This window comes from Agromyces sp. Y782 (assembly GCF_059445405.1).
On the sequence record NZ_JCAIUG010000001.1, the window covers coordinates 842,927 to 856,999 of the forward strand.

Annotated in this window: 17 protein-coding genes; 11 read left to right on the plus strand and 6 right to left on the minus strand. The window is 69.8% G+C overall.

Annotated elements, in window-relative coordinates; all coding sequences use genetic code 11:
- Nucleotides 1-238: 238 nt before the first annotated feature.
- From AC1C2S_RS03885 to AC1C2S_RS03905, 5 genes are all read left to right on the plus strand, one after another.
- Complete coding sequence (locus AC1C2S_RS03885) at nucleotides 239-1,120, plus strand: RNA polymerase sigma-70 factor (RefSeq protein WP_495351225.1); 882 nt, start codon at nucleotides 239-241, stop codon at nucleotides 1,118-1,120.
- Nucleotides 1,107-1,472, plus strand: a complete 366-nt coding sequence (locus AC1C2S_RS03890; protein WP_495351226.1) for a hypothetical protein — start codon at nucleotides 1,107-1,109, stop codon at nucleotides 1,470-1,472. The genes AC1C2S_RS03885 and AC1C2S_RS03890 overlap by 14 nt, the downstream gene beginning before the upstream one ends.
- Before the next feature lie 96 nt (nucleotides 1,473-1,568).
- On the plus strand, nucleotides 1,569-2,327 hold the full coding sequence (locus AC1C2S_RS03895; protein WP_495351227.1) for an SDR family oxidoreductase: 759 nt from the start codon (nucleotides 1,569-1,571) through the stop codon (nucleotides 2,325-2,327).
- Nucleotides 2,328-2,333: 6 nt separating this feature from the next.
- Nucleotides 2,334-3,116, plus strand: a complete 783-nt coding sequence (locus AC1C2S_RS03900; protein ID WP_495351228.1) for an SDR family oxidoreductase — start codon at nucleotides 2,334-2,336, stop codon at nucleotides 3,114-3,116.
- Nucleotides 3,116-3,295 (plus strand): hypothetical protein, encoded by a 180-nt coding sequence (locus AC1C2S_RS03905; RefSeq protein WP_495351229.1) that lies wholly within the window; start codon nucleotides 3,116-3,118, stop codon nucleotides 3,293-3,295. The genes AC1C2S_RS03900 and AC1C2S_RS03905 overlap by 1 nt, the downstream gene beginning before the upstream one ends.
- Nucleotides 3,296-3,370: 75 nt before the next feature.
- On the opposite strand, the gene AC1C2S_RS03910 is transcribed toward AC1C2S_RS03905, so the two are convergent.
- A complete protein-coding gene (locus tag AC1C2S_RS03910) occupies nucleotides 3,371-3,622 on the minus strand; it encodes a winged helix DNA-binding protein (RefSeq protein ID WP_495351230.1) in 252 nt (83 codons plus the stop codon).
- On the opposite strand from AC1C2S_RS03910, the gene AC1C2S_RS03915 reads away from it, so the two are divergent.
- The 5 genes from AC1C2S_RS03915 to ectB all read left to right on the plus strand — a co-directional run bounded on the left by AC1C2S_RS03915 (nucleotide 3,621) and on the right by ectB (nucleotide 8,422).
- Nucleotides 3,621-4,238 (plus strand): sigma factor-like helix-turn-helix DNA-binding protein, encoded by a 618-nt coding sequence (locus tag AC1C2S_RS03915; RefSeq protein WP_495351231.1) that lies wholly within the window; start codon nucleotides 3,621-3,623, stop codon nucleotides 4,236-4,238. The genes AC1C2S_RS03910 and AC1C2S_RS03915 overlap by 2 nt on opposite strands.
- 29 nt (nucleotides 4,239-4,267) lie before the next feature.
- Entirely contained in the window at nucleotides 4,268-5,233 is a 966-nt protein-coding gene (locus AC1C2S_RS03920; protein ID WP_495351232.1) for an alpha/beta hydrolase, read from the plus strand.
- A gap of 54 nt (nucleotides 5,234-5,287) precedes the next feature.
- Nucleotides 5,288-6,019, plus strand: coding sequence for an alpha/beta fold hydrolase (locus AC1C2S_RS03925; protein WP_495351233.1), 732 nt, complete (start codon nucleotides 5,288-5,290; stop codon nucleotides 6,017-6,019).
- 94 nt (nucleotides 6,020-6,113) lie between these two features.
- Nucleotides 6,114-7,031, plus strand: a complete 918-nt coding sequence (locus AC1C2S_RS03930) for an alpha/beta fold hydrolase (protein ID WP_495351234.1) — start codon at nucleotides 6,114-6,116, stop codon at nucleotides 7,029-7,031.
- 116 nt (nucleotides 7,032-7,147) lie between these two features.
- Nucleotides 7,148-8,422 carry a diaminobutyrate--2-oxoglutarate transaminase gene (gene ectB, locus AC1C2S_RS03935; protein ID WP_495351235.1) on the plus strand — a complete coding sequence of 425 codons (1,275 nt, stop codon included), beginning with the start codon at nucleotides 7,148-7,150 and terminating at the stop codon, nucleotides 8,420-8,422.
- A gap of 50 nt (nucleotides 8,423-8,472) precedes the next feature.
- Here ectB and AC1C2S_RS03940 read toward each other — a convergent pair whose 3' ends face one another.
- Nucleotides 8,473-8,982 carry a MarR family winged helix-turn-helix transcriptional regulator gene (locus AC1C2S_RS03940; RefSeq protein ID WP_495351236.1) on the minus strand — a complete coding sequence of 170 codons (510 nt, stop codon included), beginning with the start codon at nucleotides 8,980-8,982 and terminating at the stop codon, nucleotides 8,473-8,475.
- Nucleotides 8,983-9,083: 101 nt separating this feature from the next.
- Between AC1C2S_RS03940 and AC1C2S_RS03945 the strand changes: the two genes are divergently transcribed.
- Nucleotides 9,084-10,118 carry an NADP-dependent oxidoreductase gene (locus tag AC1C2S_RS03945; protein WP_495351237.1) on the plus strand — a complete coding sequence of 345 codons (1,035 nt, stop codon included), beginning with the start codon at nucleotides 9,084-9,086 and terminating at the stop codon, nucleotides 10,116-10,118.
- Here AC1C2S_RS03945 and AC1C2S_RS03950 read toward each other — a convergent pair.
- Genes AC1C2S_RS03950 through AC1C2S_RS03965 form a run of 4 tightly spaced genes read right to left on the minus strand, consistent with a single transcriptional unit; the run spans nucleotide 10,112 to nucleotide 14,073 of the window.
- Nucleotides 10,112-10,741 carry a hypothetical protein gene (locus AC1C2S_RS03950; protein ID WP_495351238.1) on the minus strand — a complete coding sequence of 210 codons (630 nt, stop codon included), beginning with the start codon at nucleotides 10,739-10,741 and terminating at the stop codon, nucleotides 10,112-10,114. The genes AC1C2S_RS03945 and AC1C2S_RS03950 overlap by 7 nt on opposite strands.
- A 32-nt stretch (nucleotides 10,742-10,773) precedes the next feature.
- Nucleotides 10,774-12,405: an ABC transporter ATP-binding protein gene (locus AC1C2S_RS03955; protein ID WP_495351239.1), complete on the minus strand. Its 1,632-nt coding sequence runs from the start codon at nucleotides 12,403-12,405 to the stop codon at nucleotides 10,774-10,776.
- 7 nt (nucleotides 12,406-12,412) lie between these two features.
- Nucleotides 12,413-13,555 (minus strand): serine hydrolase domain-containing protein, encoded by a 1,143-nt coding sequence (locus tag AC1C2S_RS03960; protein WP_495351240.1) that lies wholly within the window; start codon nucleotides 13,553-13,555, stop codon nucleotides 12,413-12,415.
- Nucleotides 13,552-14,073, minus strand: coding sequence for a GNAT family N-acetyltransferase (locus AC1C2S_RS03965; protein ID WP_495351241.1), 522 nt, complete (start codon nucleotides 14,071-14,073; stop codon nucleotides 13,552-13,554). The genes AC1C2S_RS03960 and AC1C2S_RS03965 overlap by 4 nt, the downstream gene beginning before the upstream one ends.

A 14,073-nucleotide genomic window follows, 5' to 3' on the forward strand; every position in this document is an offset into this window, starting at 1 on the left:
CTCGACCGAACCTGTCATGAGCGAAGACCGGGCACGTGCCGAAGTTGTGACATCCAGGGCCGAACGGATGGCGCGAGCATGCATGATCCGAAATTCAGGATCTCGCACGCCCGCGGCATCCGGAATATCATCCGAAGATCCGAACGAATTCCACGGATGCTGTCACATCCGCGCGGTGCGTCCGGTCTCAGTTGAACGGGACGACTGCGCTCCCATCTGCCGACTGACGGGATCAGACATGGATGCGAATCTCGACGACGCCCTCGCCGTCTTCCAAGGCGTGCGCGGGCGCCTCTTCGGCATCGCCTACCGAATGCTCGGCAGCGCCAGCGAGGCTGAAGACATCGTGCAAGACATATGGTTGCGCTGGCAGGGCACCGACCGCTCGGTCGTGCAGGATCCGCCGGCCTTCCTCGCCACAGCCACGACCCGACTCGCGATCAACGCGCTGCAGTCGGCCCGCGCTCGTCGCGAGACCTACATCGGCCCTTGGCTTCCCGAACCGGTCGACACGAGCGCCGACCCGACGCTCGGCGCCGAGCGCGCGGAGGCCCTCGGCTTCGCCGTGCTCGTCATGCTCGAGCGGCTCACCCCGACCGAGCGGGCCGCCTACGTGCTGCGCGAGGCCTTCGCCTACCCGTACGACCAGATCTGCGAGATCGTGCAGGTCTCCGAGACCGCCGCTCGACAGCTCGTCAGCCGTGCACGCAAGCACCTCACCGGCGAGCGCAAGCGCGACGTGCCGCAATCGGAGCAGCGGCGACTGCTCACCGCATTCCTGACCGCCGCGAAGACCGGCGACCTCGTCGAACTCGAGCAACTGTTCACCGAAGACGTCGTGTCGTACACCGACGGCGGCGGCCGCGTACGCGCATCGAAGTTCCCGGTGGCCGGCCGCATGCGGGTGGCGAAGTTCGTGCGCGCCTTCCACACCCACTTCTGGGATGGGGTGGAGATCACTGAGGCCGATACGAACGGTCAACCCTCGGTGCTGCTCTCGAAGGACGGCACGACGTTCGCGGTGATCACCGTGATCACCGGCGCGCAGGGCATCGACCAGGTGCTCTGGATGATGAACCCCGACAAGCTCGGTGCCGTGACCTCTCGTGTCGCAGCATGACCTCGCCGCTCGCCTGCTCGCCGCGCTCGAACACGGTGATGAGCTCGCGCTGGCGGGCGCACTGAACCGCGACGTGTGCCTGATCATCGACTCCGGCGACGAGACCGGCGGCGAACTGCTCGGGCGCGCACGCGTCATCAGCGCACTTCATGAGCAGGTGGCGAAGCATCCGGATGCCTCGATGCAGGCCGTGCACGTCAACGGGCGGCCGGGGCTCGCACTCCGCCGCCTGAACGGCGAGGTCGTCGGCGTGCTCAGCATCGACGGCGCGGCGACGATCGAGACGCTGTGGCTCTCGACGGCGCCCCTGAAACTCGCCCGCTGGAATCGCCGCCGCCCCGACATCGACTGAATGAGTTTCGCCGCTTCGTCACAGATCGGGCCGCGACCCGGTCAGAGCTGAGTGACGGCAGCGGAACCACCGCGGCCCGGACGGAAGGCACCAGTCATGAAGATCGTCGTCATCGGAGGCACCGGCCTCATCGGCTCCAAGGTCGTCGAACACCTCACCGAGCACGGCCACGAGGCCGTCGCCGCCTCGCCGAACTCGGGCGTGAACACCATCACCGGTGAAGGGCTCGCGGAGGTGCTCGTCGGCGCGAACGTCGTCGTGGATGTCTCGAACTCGCCGTCGTTCGCCGACGACGACGTGCTCGCGTTCTTCACGACCTCGACCACGAACCTGCTCGCCGGCGAGCGCAAAGCCGGGGTCACCCACCACGTCGCGCTCTCCATCGTCGGCGCGGAATTCCTGCCCGACAGCGGGTACCTGCGCGCGAAGGTCGCCCAAGAGAAGCTCATCGAGGAGTCGGGTCTGCCGTACTCGATCGTTCGCGCGACCCAGTTCTACGAGTTCATGGGTCGCATCGCCGACGAGGTGACCGTCGATGGCGTCGCTCTTGTGTCGACCGGGCTCATGCAGCCGATCGCGGCAGCGGATGTCTCGGCCGCCGTAGCACGGGTCGCCGCGGGCACACCCCTCAACGGCACGCTCGAAATCGGCGGACCGCAGCGCGTCGGCCAAGACGAGCTCGTGCGCACCGTGCTCGCGGCGAAAGGCGACACCCGCACCGTGATCTCCGACCCCGAGGCGCACTACTTCGGTACGAAGCTCTCGGGCGGCGAACTCACCCCCGGTGCCGACGCGCAGCTCTCGACCGTGTCGTTCTCCGATTGGCTCGCAGCGCAGTCGGCCTCGGTGAAGTAGACCGCCATGCGCATCTCGGTCATCGGCGGTACCGGCCTCATCGGCACGCGACTCGTGGCACGGCTCACCGCCGACGGCCACGACGTCGTCGTCGCGTCACGCGCCACGGGCGTCAACTCCTACACCGGCGAGGGTCTCGCGGAGGCTCTCGCCGGGGCGGAGGCGCTCATCGACGTCTCCAACTCGGACTACCTCGACGAGGCGGCCGCGAACGAGTTCTTCTACGGCTCGACGCTCAACCTGTTGACGTACGGCGCCGCGGCGGGGGTGGCGCACCACGTGGCGCTCTCGGTCGTCGGCACCGATCGACTCGCTCGCACCGAGGGCGGGTACTTCGCCGCGAAAGCGGCGCAGGAGCGTCTCATCGTGCAGTCGGGTCGACCGTACTCGATCGTGCACGCCACCCAGTTCTTCGAGTTCATCGCGAACATCGCCGACGCCGGCACGAGCCGGAACGTCGTGCGGCTCTCGCAGGCACTGTTCCAGCCGATGGCGGCCGACGACGTCGCCGCCGCGGTGGCCACGACCGCCGTCGGCGCGCCCCTGAACCGGATGGTCGAGTTCGGGGGGCCCGAACAGTTCCGGCTCGAAGAGCTCGTGCGCCGCCAGCTGCGCGCCCGCAATGACCTGCGCGACGTGAAGGTCGACCCGCTCGCCAGGTACTTCGGCACCGACCTCGACGAACGCGAGCTGCTTCCCGGCGCCGACGCGACGATCGCGCCGACCCGGTACGAGGAGTGGCTCGCGGCCGGCGGCCGGCCGAACGTCGACCTCGAAGGAGTGTCGTGATGCCCCAGCTCGAGGGAAAGGTCGTCCTCGTCACGGGGGCCGCGGCGGCCGACATCGCTTCATCGATGCGCACGCTCCGATCCGACGACATCGCCGAGGCGATCGTCTACGCGCTCGGCCAGCCCGAGCATGTCTCGGTCAACGAGATCCTGATACGGCCGACCGATCAGGTGCGTTGACACGCCGAAGGCCCAGACCGTGTAGGGCCCGGTCTGGGCCTTCGTCCGTGGGCGGAGGTCGCTGCTGAGCGGGGTCTACGCCGACGTCGAGCTCGGCTCCGACCCCTTGCCCGCCTCGGCTGCACGGTTGGCGTGGTCGGTGACCGACCGCAGCACGGCGAGCGCGTCGGTCGCCCGCTCGGGCGTGAACCCGAAGATCTCGCAGATCGCCGCGTAGATGCCCGGCGCGTGCACACGCAGCGCCTCACCGTCGGGCGCGAGTGCCACGATCACCGTGCGCTCGTCACGCGCGCTGCGCGTGCGACTCACGAATCCGCGCGCCTCCATGCGCAACGCCTCGGGCGCCGAAGACGTCGTGCAAGAGGTGTGGATCCGCTGGCAGAACTCCGATCGCGCGAGCGTACGACGTCCGGCCGCCTACCTCGCCGCGACGACCGAGCACCTCGCCATCAACGAGATCCGCTCGGCGCACGCGCGACGTGATACCGCGCTCGACCCGATGCTGCCGGCTCCCGTCGACGAAGCCACCGATCCTGAACTCGGCGCGGAGCGCTCCGAGGCGCTCGCAGTGGCGATGACGATCCTGGTGCAGCGACTCACGCCGAGAGAGCGCGCGGCATACGTGCTGCGAGAGGCGTTCGGCTACCCATACGGGCGCATCGCCGATTTCGTGCGCGCCACCGAGCCCACCGCGCGCCAACTCGTGAGCCGTGCCCGCCACCGCCTCGCCGGTCCCGATCGCGCCATTGCGGACGACGCCGAGCGCCACCGGCTCGTGGCCGCGTTCCGCGCAGCCTCGATGTCCGGCGACGTCGCCACGCTCGAGGGCCTCTTCCGTGCACGGCGCCGCCGAGACATCCGCTCGGCCGATGTCACAACGCCGGCCCTTGTCTTGTCTTCGCTTGCAAGCCCGAACGCACCGTCGTCTCCGACTCACCGGTGACGAACGAACCATTACCGAAGGGAAGCACCATGACTCAGCACGTTCTCGAGACGTCGGCACAGGGCATCGCGGATGCCACGTCGAAGCCGCCGTTCCTGTATCAGCTCGGCCCAGACGGCGCCCGAAAGGTGCTCGACGACATCCAGGCCGCACCGATCGACAAGCCCGAAGTGGATGAGCAGTGGCTCACCGTCGCCGCAGAGGTGGGCGACGTGCGGGTGCGCATCGTGAAGCCGCTCGGGGCATCCGGCCCCCTGCCCACGATTCTGTACGTGCACGGCGGCGGCTGGATCCTCGGCAACGCCGGCACGCACGACCGACTCGTGCGCGAACTCGCCACGGGCGTCGAGGCGGCCGTCGTGTTCGTCGAGTACGATCGCTCCCCCGAGGCGCGCTACCCCGTGGCGATCGAACAGGCCTACGCGACCGCGCAGTGGATCACGCAGCACGGCGCCGACGAAGGACTCGACGCTGCACGCCTGGCGATTGCCGGCGACTCCGTCGGCGGAAACATGACCGCCGCGCTGACGATCCTCGCGAAGCAGCGCGGCGACGTCATGTTCGTGCACCAGTCGCTGTACTACCCGGTGACGGATGCCGCGCAGGACACCGACAGCTACCGGGAGTTCGCCGATGGCCCGTACCTCACGGCGAAGGGCATGGCCTGGTTCTGGGACGCCTACCTGCCCGATGCGGCGGGGCGCGCCGAGATCACCGCGTCACCGCTCCGCGCGACCCTCGACGACCTCGCCGGCCTTCCCGAGGCCTTCGTGATCGTCGACGAGAACGACGTGCTCCGCGACGAGGGCGAGGCCTACGCCCGAAAGCTCACGGCGGCGGGTGTGCGAACCACGAGCGTGCGCTACAACGGCATCATCCACGACTTCATGATGCTGAACCCGGTGCGCGAGAGCGCCGCGGCGACCGCGGCGATCGAGCAGGCGATCCACGTGCTGCGCACGGCATTCGCGCGCGTTCCCGCGCTCGCGAGCTGAACCACCTGATCGAACCATCCGACAGCGATTCATCCAACGGAAAGAAGCAGAAAAATGACTGATCAGAAGCCCACCATCGTGCTCGTGCACGGCGCCTTCGCCGAGTCGGCGAGCTGGAACGGCGTCATCGAGCGCCTCCAGGCCGAGGGATACGACACCGTCGCGGTCGCCAACCCGCTGCGCAGCCTCACGATCGACGCCGCCTACGTGCGCGACGTCATCGCGGGCCTCGCCCGGCCCGTCGTGCTCGTCGGGCACTCCTACGGCGGCATGGTGATCACCGAGGCCGCGTCGAACAACGACGCAGTGCTCGCGCTCGTCTACGTCGGCGCGTTCGCGCCCGGCACCGGCGACAGTGCCCTGTCTCTCTCGGGCAAGTTCCCGGGCAGCACGCTGGGCGAAGCCCTCACCGGCTACCCGGTCTCGACCGGTGGCAACGAACTCGGCATCCGCACCGAGGTGTTCCACCACCAGTTCGCCGCCGACGTGCCCGCCCAGACGGCGGCACTCATGGCCGCGACCCAGCGACCGGTCACCGAGGCTGCACTCTCCGAGCCCCTGCCGACGGATGCCCCGGCCTGGACGCAGCACCCGTCGTGGTTCGTGTACGGCGAAGACGACCTCAACATCCCCGCCGAGCTGCAGCGGTTCCAGGTCGAGCTGACGAAGGCCCGCGGCACCCGCGCGCTGGCCGGCACCTCGCACGCGCTGAGCGTGTCTCAGCCGGGCGAAGTCGCAGCATCCGTGCTCGACGCGGTCGCCGGCGTCTCGGCGGCTGCGGCGTAGCAGTGACGAGTGGCGGCGGCCTCGGTCGGGGCCGCCGCCCTCGTGGCCTTCGCAAACGATCAGGCTCATCTCGATCAAGAAGCTGGACACCGACATGAACACCACGCTCCAGCGGCTCGCACCGCTGCAACAGATCACGGCAGGCGTCCTCGACGTCTCGTACTTCGAAACGGGCCCGGCCGACGGGCGGCCCGTGTTCCTCCTGCACGGGTTCCCGTACGACATCCACAGCTACGTCGACGTCGCTCCTCTGCTGGCGGAGGCCGGGTTCCGCGTGATCGCACCCTCCCTCCGCGGGCACGGAGCCACCCGCTTCCTCGACGACGCGACGCCCCGCTCGGGCCAGCAGGCCGCGCTCGGTCGCGACGTCATCGACCTCATGGATGCGCTCGGCATCGACCGCGCGATCCTCGCGGGGTTCGACTGGGGCGGGCGCGCCGCATGCGTTGCCGCCGCGCTCTGGCCCGAGCGGGTGTCCGGCATCGTCTCGGTGAACAACTACCTCATTCACGACATCCGGTCGTCGATGCATCCGCTGCGCCCCGACCTGGAAGCGGGCCTCTGGTACTTCTTCTACTTCCTCACCGAACGTGGCCGAGCAGGGCTCGAGGCGAATCGGCGCGGAATCGCGGAGGTCATCTGGCGCCGCAACTCCCCCGAGTGGGCGTTCGACGACGCCATGCTCGACCGGGCGAGCGAAGCCTTCGAGAACCCCGACTACGTCGACATCGTCATCCACTCGTATCGACACCGACTGAACCACCTCGACGGCGCCCCCGAATACCGGCGCCTCGAGCGAGCGCTCGCCGCCCTGCCGCCCATCACGGTGCCGGCCGTCACACTCGACGGGCTCGCCGACGGCAACTTCCCTGCGACGGATGCCTCGGCGAGCGCCGCACACTTCACCGGACCACGCGCGCACCACCACGTGCCACGCGCCGGGCACAACCTCCCGCAGGAGGCTCCCGCCGCATTCGCGGCAGCGATCGTCGAAGTAGCGCGACTGGCCTGACGATCGCTCGACCGAACCCCAGGGCTCCTGACGGCGGACCGCGTGCAGGGAACGGTCGGCCGGAAGCCGTAAAGTCGAGTCACCGCCCACCGTGTCTCGAGAGGAGATCGCCTGCCATGAGCAGCGACGCAGCCCTGGAAGTCTTCGAACGTCGTGAGTCGGAGGTGCGCGGGTACATCCGCTCATTCCCGACGGTGTTCGACCGCGCAACCGGTTCGACTCTCATCGACGCCGACGGGCGCGAGTACCTCGACTTCTTCGCCGGCGCAGGCGTGCTCAACTACGGGCACAACAACCCTGCGTTCACGCGCGCGCTCGTCGAGTACCTCGAGCGCGACGGCATCATTCACGGGCTCGACATGGCGACCTCCGCGAAGAAGGCATTCATCGAGGCCTTCGAGCAGTACGTGCTCGAACCGCGGGGCCTCGACTACAAGATCCAGTTCACGGGGCCGACGGGCGCGAACGCGGTCGAGGCGGCGCTCAAGGTCGCCCGCCAGGCGACCGGCCGCTCCACGGTCGTGGCGTTCACGAACGCGTTCCACGGCCTGAGCCTCGGCGCACTCGCTGCGACCGGCAACAGCCACTACCGCGGTGCAGCGGGCGTCGGTCTCGACGACGTCACGCGCCTGCCCTACGACGGCTACCTCGGAGCGGATGTCGACACGCTCGACCTGCTCGAGAAGATGCTCGACGACCCGGGCTCGGGCCTCGACCTGCCGGCAGCGGTCATCGTCGAAGCGGTGCAAGGCGAGGGCGGCATCAACGTCGCGAGCACGGCGTGGCTGCGGCGGCTCCGCGAGATCACGACCGCACGCGGCATCCTGCTCATCCTCGACGACATCCAGGCCGGTGTCGGCCGCACCGGCGCGTTCTTCGCGTTCGAAGAGGCCGGAATCGTGCCCGACCTCGTCGCCGTCTCGAAGTCGATCTCGGGCTCGGGCCTGCCGATGTCGCTCGTGCTGCTTCGCCCCGAGGTCGACGTGTGGAAGCCCGGACAGCACACCGGCACGTTCCGCGGCAACAACCTCGCCTTCGTCTCTGCGCGAGCCGCGCTCGAGACCTACTGGGCCGACTCGGCGTTCACCGACGCGATCGCGGTGAAGTCGCAGCTGCTGCGCGCCGAGCTCGAGCGCATCGCCGCCGACCACCCCGACCAGGGCTTCGTCGTGCGCGGCCGCGGCCTGATGTTCGGCCTCGCCTGCGACGCCGACCGCGCGCTCGCAAGCCGCATCTCGGCCGAAGCCTTCCTTCGCGGCCTCGTGATCGAGACTTCGGGCGCCCACGACGAGGTGCTGAAGTTCCTGCCTGCGCTGACGATCTCAGAGGACGAGCTCGGCCGCGGCCTCGCCATCGTGCGCGAGAGCCTCGACGCGGTGCTCTCGGGCTGAGCGGGCGGGCTGAATCGGGGTGCTCGCTCGACCCCTGACGTCGTTCGACCTCACGCGGTCGCGTCGCCGCCGGGTCGCCGGCGCGCGGAACGCGGCGGGCGCGAGCGCATGCGACGACTCACCAGCCTGAGCAGGCGTGTGAGCTCGTCACGATCGTGCGGCTCGAGGGCATCGACGATCACATCACGAACGATTTCGACGTGGCCCGGCAGCACTCGGGCGAGCAGGGCGGTGCCGGCGTCGGTGAGCAACACGTTGACCGCGCGTTCGTCGTCGGCCGACGGCACGCGGGCGACGAGCCCGGCCTTCTCGAGTCGGTCGACCTGATACGTGAGTCCGCTGCGGCTGTGCACGAGCCGGTCGGCGAGCTCGGTCATGCTGCTCGGCGCCGACGGGTCTTGGCCGAGCATCGCGAGAATCTGAAACTGCGTGAAGCTCAGGCCCCCGGCAGTGCGCAACTGCAACTCCACGCCGTGCTGCACGAGTGCGCTCGCGTCGAGCAGCGCGAAGTACACGCCGAATTCCTCGGGCAGCGTCGGTGGTACTCCAGTATCGGACATGGCGACATTTTACGAAAAGAATCTGATTCGAATTGGAATAACCCCGCGGTGAGGTACGTTTCGAATTCGTAACACATAGTTCGAATTCGAAGGAGACACCCATGACCGACACAAGTACCGCCACCGGCACCGATCTGGAACAGACCATGCGCGCCATCCGCTACTCCACCTACGGTGACCCGAGTGTGCTCGAAGCCGCCGACGTACCGCGACCCGTCGCGGGCCCCGGCGAGGCCCTCGTGCGGGTCGCCGGCACGACCTTCAACCAGATCGATTCCGCCATTCGAGCCGGATACATGGCGGAGGCGTTCCCGATCGAGCTGCCGCACACTCCGGGCATCGACCTCAGCGGAACGGTCGTCGCGGTCGGCCCCGGCGTATCCGCCGATCTCGTCGGTCGCGAGGTCATCGCCTTCCTGGCCATGACCGCGGCGGGCTCCTCCGCCGAGTACGTCACCGTGCCCGTTGAGCTGCTCGCGGCCGCTCCGCGTTCCGTTCCCTTGGCGGATGCCGCAGCACTCCCGTCGAGCGGACTCACCGCGTGGCAGGCGCTCGTCGAGTACGCCGAAGTGCATGCCGGGCAGCGGGTGCTCGTGAACGGAGCGGGCGGGGGCGTCGGCGCGTTCGTCGTGCAGCTCGCGGCCCGCGCCGGCGCGACCGTCATCGCGACGGCGAGCCCCCGAAGCCGCGACGCCGTCGCGGCGCACGGTGCGAGCCAGCTGATCGACTACACCGCGGTCTCCGTGACGGAGGCCGTGACGGAGCCGGTCGACGTGGTCGTGAACCTCGTGCGCACGAGCCCCGAAGAGACCGAAGCCCTCATCGCACTCGTCAGGCCGGGCGGCACCTTCGTCTCCACGACGACGCCCGGCGTGGCCGCGCCCGGCACCGAGGTGCGCACCATGAGCGTCTTCGCTCGTAGCGATGCCGCCCAGCTCGAGCGCTTGGCACAGCTGGTCGACGCCGGCGAGCTCGACCTCGATGTGAGCGCCCGCTACCCGCTGGAGGAGCTCGCCCGGGTGCATACGCTCGACGAGGCCGGCGCCCATCGCGGCAAGGTCGTGCTCACGCCGATCGCAGGCGCAGGCGACGACGACGAGGCATCCAGGGCCGCTGAACAGGCCTCTGCTCACTGACCGCCGCGCTGCTCGCGGATCCAGCGGCGCCGATCGGCGAGCATGACCTCGATGTCGCGCACGCGCTCGAGTTCGACCTCGTCGATGGGATGCCCCGTCGTCTCGATCACGACGGTCACGCCGCCGATGCGGCCGGCCGCGCGCGCCGTGTCACCGCTCGACCAGAGTTCGAAGGGCTCGGCGACGCCGTCGACCGCCACTGCGATCACCTCGTCGGGAGTCGGCGCCTCCTCGGCCGGCCACTGCGGTTCGAGCGTGCGGGCGAAGGCCTCATGCGCGATGCGCTCGGCGACCATGCGCCTCGGCTCGGCGGCGTCGACGAGCACACCGACGCGCGGCCGGATGTCGGCATCATCGAAGTTCGCACCTTCCCACTCGGCGGGGAGGAACGTGATCGAGCGGATGCCGCTGCCGAACGCCCATTCCGAGAGGATCGCCCGACCGGGCCATCCGCGAACCGCATAGGCCGGACGCTCCGCGAAGCCGCGGCGGATCTGCTCGTCGCCGTCGTCGATGAGCGCCCAGAATTCGTCGGGGGTGAGTTGGCCGCCGAAGTGCATGCGGTCACCCTGACGGAATCCGGCATCGCCCGCAAGGGCGACGGGCTCGTCGCTCGCCCGCAAGAGCGACCGGCTCGTCGCCGCGAGAGCGGGGCTCAGGATGCCAGTGCGGCTCCAGGGATCGCGGCGAGGAGCTCCTGCGTGTACGGGTCTCGGGGGTGGTCGAAGATCTGCTCGGGCGTGCCGCTCTCGACGATGCGGCCGCGCTGCATGACGTGCACCTCGTCGGAGATCATGCGCACGACCGCGAGGTCGTGGCTGATGAAGAGGTAGCTGAGGCCGAGGCGGGCCTGCAGGCCGGCCAGCAGTTCGAGGATCTGCGCCTGCACGAGCACGTCGAGCGCCGACACCGCCTCGTCGAGCACGACGAGCTCGGGTTCGAGTGCGAGGGCGCGGGCGATCGCGACGCGCTGTCGCTGCCCGCCCGAGAGTTCGTGCGGCAGTCGAGACGACATCGCGACGGGCAACGCGACCTGTTCGAGCAGCTCGGCGACGCGCGTGCGGCGAGCGGCCGCGTTGCCGACGCGGTGCACCTTGAGCGGCTCGGCGATCGACTCCTCGACCGTGTAGCGCGGGTCGAGGGAGGCGTACGGGTTCTGGAAGACGGGCTGCACCCGCCGGCGGAACGCGAAGAGCTCGCGGCGCTTCAAGGCGGTCAGGTCGGTTCCATCGAATTGGACGCGGCCGGCCGTGATCTGCTCGAGCCCCAGCACGAGGTTGGCCGTCGTCGACTTGCCCGAACCCGACTCGCCGACGATCGAGACCGTCTTGCCGCGCGGAATCGTGAAGCTGACGCCGTCGACGGCCGTGAACTTCGTCGGTTCGCCGGCCTTCGGCGATCGCAACGCGAACTCCTTGCGCAGATCGACGACCTCGACGAGCGGGCGGGCGTCGACCTCGCCGCCGCGGATCGGCAGCGGCTCGCGCCGCGAGGCGAGGCTCGGTGCCGCGGCCAGCAGCAGCTTCGTGTACTCGTGCTGCGGGTTCGCCAGCACCTCGGCCGAGGTGCCCGTCTCGACGATGTTGCCGCGGAACATCACGACGATGCGGTCGGCGCGCTCGGCGGCGAGGGCGAGGTCGTGCGTGATGAGGAACACCGCGGTGCCCATCTCGCCCGTGAGCTGGTCGAGTTGGTCGAGAATTCGGCGCTGCACCGTGACATCCAATGCCGAGGTCGGCTCGTCGGCGATGAGCAGGCGCGGCCGGCACGCGAGACCCATGGCGATGAGCACACGCTGCCGCATGCCGCCAGAGAACTCGTGCGGGTACTGCCGTGCGCGCTGGGCCGGGTCGGGGATGCCCACGAGCTCGAGCAGTTCGAGCACCCGGGCCTGCACGGCGTCGGCATTGCCGTAGCCGTGCACCTCGAGCGCTTCGCCGATCTGCTCGCCGACGCGCATGAGGGGGTTGAGGTTCGACATCGGGTCCTGCGGCACGAGGCCGATGCCGGCACCGCGCAGCTGCACGAGCTCGTTCTCGCCCAGTTCGGTGATCTCGCGGCCCTCGAAGCGGATGCTGCCCGCGGTGATGACGCCGTTGTCGGGAAGCAGGCGGTTGATCGCCGCGGCCGTCGTCGACTTGCCCGAGCCCGACTCGCCGACGACCGCGACGGTCTCGCCCGCTGCGACGTCGATGGAGACGTCGTTCACGGCGGTGACGAGTTCGCCGCCCATGCGGAAGGCGACCGAAAGCCCGCTGATGCGGAGAACCGGTTCGTTCGAGGTCATACGGCGTTCACTCCTGTGTGCTGAGGATCGAGGCGAGCGCATCGAGCGCGCGTCGCCAGTGGAAGTCGGTCGGCTGCGGTTGGCTCGCGAGCAGGCGGTTGCTCGCGAAGGCCACGGCGATGCGCCGGCCGGGCACGAAGCCGACGGCGCAGCCGGTGAATCCGGGGTGCCAGAGCAGTGGCATCCGCTCGCCCTGCACGTCGAGTTCGCGGCGCCGCCAGCCGAGCGCCTGCTCTGGGTCGGGACCTGCCGCGATGAGGTCGGCGGTGATGGCGGGGTTCCAGAGTCCGGGCGCGTCGTCGGCTCCGCTCAGGGCGGCCGCGACGTCCAGCAGGTCGTCGATCGAGCCGAAGAGCCCGGCGTGCCCGGCGACCCCGGCGAAGGCGTGGAAGCAGTTGCCGTCGTTCGCGGTACCGTTCACGGGCTCGGTGCGCCATACGAAGTCGGCGTCGCTCCATGAGACGGGGTACGGATGCCCCGTGGCGACCATGCGACGTTCGACCTCGTCGCCCCGGGCGCTCGTCGCAACCTCGCCCGTGACGGGGCCGTAGCCGAGCGTGCTGAGCGCGAGCGGTCGCGCGACGAGCTCGTCGACGGCGGCGGCGAGCGGCAGACCGGAGGCCGCCTCGACGACCCGGCCGAGGGTCATGAAGCCGAGATCGGAGTAGTGCCGCTCGGTGCGGGGCGCGTACCGGAGCGGGAGAGCGTCGAGCGCATCGAAGGGGTCGGAGTCGGGAGCGAGATAGAGCGGCTGCCACTCCCAGAGGCCCGCGCGATGCTGCAGCAGATCGCGGATGGTCGCGCCGGCGGCACCGCCGAAGCTCGGAACGAAGCCGACCACCGGGTCGTCGAACGAGAGCTCTCCCGCCGAGGCGAGGCGGTGCAGCGCGGTCGTTGTACCGACCGCCTTGCTCACGGAGGCGAGGTCGTGCAGCGTGCTCCGGCGCATTGGAGCGCCATCCGGCCGCTCGGGAGCCGCGAGGCCAGTCGCGGCGACGGTGCGTTCGCCGTCGATCTCGACGCCGATCACGCAGCCGGCGGGAGCGGCGGCGCCTGACGCCACGACGCCCTCGGCGGCACCTCGGAGGATCTCGGCGGTGCTCATCGGGTCGGTGCTCATCGGGTCGGTGCTCACGGGGCTGGTGTTCACGAGGCCGACTCCCCGCCGCCGCGACGCAGCCGCAGCTCGGGCGCGCCGAACTCGTCTTGCGTGCGGGCTCCCCCGTCGGGCAGCCAGCCGCGGCCGCGGTAGAACGCGATCGAGGGCGCGTTCGCCGCGAAAACCCAGAGCGCGACCGAACTCGCACCGTCGGCACGCAGCATCTCGTACGCGGTGTCGAGCAGCCGCGTGCCGAGGCCGAGGCCCTGGGCGTCGGGCGAGACGTAGAGCGAGTGCACGGCACCGCCGGCGCCGGCACCGCCCGCGTCGTCGACCTCGACCGCGAACCGCGTGACGCCCTGCACGACGCCGTCGGGCTCGGCGACGAGCACGACGCCGTCGGGCGACGCGAGCACTCGACGCCACAGTGCCTGCGCACGGGCAACCGTCATCGCCTCGATCGCGGCGGCCGGCAGCACGCCGACGTAGTTCTCGCGCCAGCAGGCGAGGAAGACGGCGACGATGCCGTCGCGGTCGTCACTCGTCGCTGGGCGGAGCGTCACGGGCAT

Coding starts and splice junctions, on each gene's coding strand:
- AC1C2S_RS03885 (WP_495351225.1), top strand. CDS start 239: ATGGATGCGAATCTCGACGACGCCCTCGCCGTCTTCCAAGGCGTGCGC.
- AC1C2S_RS03895 (WP_495351227.1), top strand. CDS start 1,569: ATGAAGATCGTCGTCATCGGAGGCACCGGCCTCATCGGCTCCAAGGTC.
- AC1C2S_RS03900 (WP_495351228.1), top strand. CDS start 2,334: ATGCGCATCTCGGTCATCGGCGGTACCGGCCTCATCGGCACGCGACTC.
- AC1C2S_RS03905 (WP_495351229.1), top strand. CDS start 3,116: ATGCCCCAGCTCGAGGGAAAGGTCGTCCTCGTCACGGGGGCCGCGGCG.
- AC1C2S_RS03915 (WP_495351231.1), top strand. CDS start 3,621: ATGCGCAACGCCTCGGGCGCCGAAGACGTCGTGCAAGAGGTGTGGATC.
- AC1C2S_RS03910 (WP_495351230.1), bottom strand. CDS start 3,622: ATGGAGGCGCGCGGATTCGTGAGTCGCACGCGCAGCGCGCGTGACGAG.
- AC1C2S_RS03920 (WP_495351232.1), top strand. CDS start 4,268: ATGACTCAGCACGTTCTCGAGACGTCGGCACAGGGCATCGCGGATGCC.
- AC1C2S_RS03925 (WP_495351233.1), top strand. CDS start 5,288: ATGACTGATCAGAAGCCCACCATCGTGCTCGTGCACGGCGCCTTCGCC.
- AC1C2S_RS03930 (WP_495351234.1), top strand. CDS start 6,114: ATGAACACCACGCTCCAGCGGCTCGCACCGCTGCAACAGATCACGGCA.
- ectB (WP_495351235.1), top strand. CDS start 7,148: ATGAGCAGCGACGCAGCCCTGGAAGTCTTCGAACGTCGTGAGTCGGAG.
- AC1C2S_RS03940 (WP_495351236.1), bottom strand. CDS start 8,982: ATGTCCGATACTGGAGTACCACCGACGCTGCCCGAGGAATTCGGCGTG.
- AC1C2S_RS03945 (WP_495351237.1), top strand. CDS start 9,084: ATGACCGACACAAGTACCGCCACCGGCACCGATCTGGAACAGACCATG.
- AC1C2S_RS03955 (WP_495351239.1), bottom strand. CDS start 12,405: ATGACCTCGAACGAACCGGTTCTCCGCATCAGCGGGCTTTCGGTCGCC.
- AC1C2S_RS03965 (WP_495351241.1), bottom strand. CDS start 14,073: ATGCCCGTGACGCTCCGCCCAGCGACGAGTGACGACCGCGACGGCATC.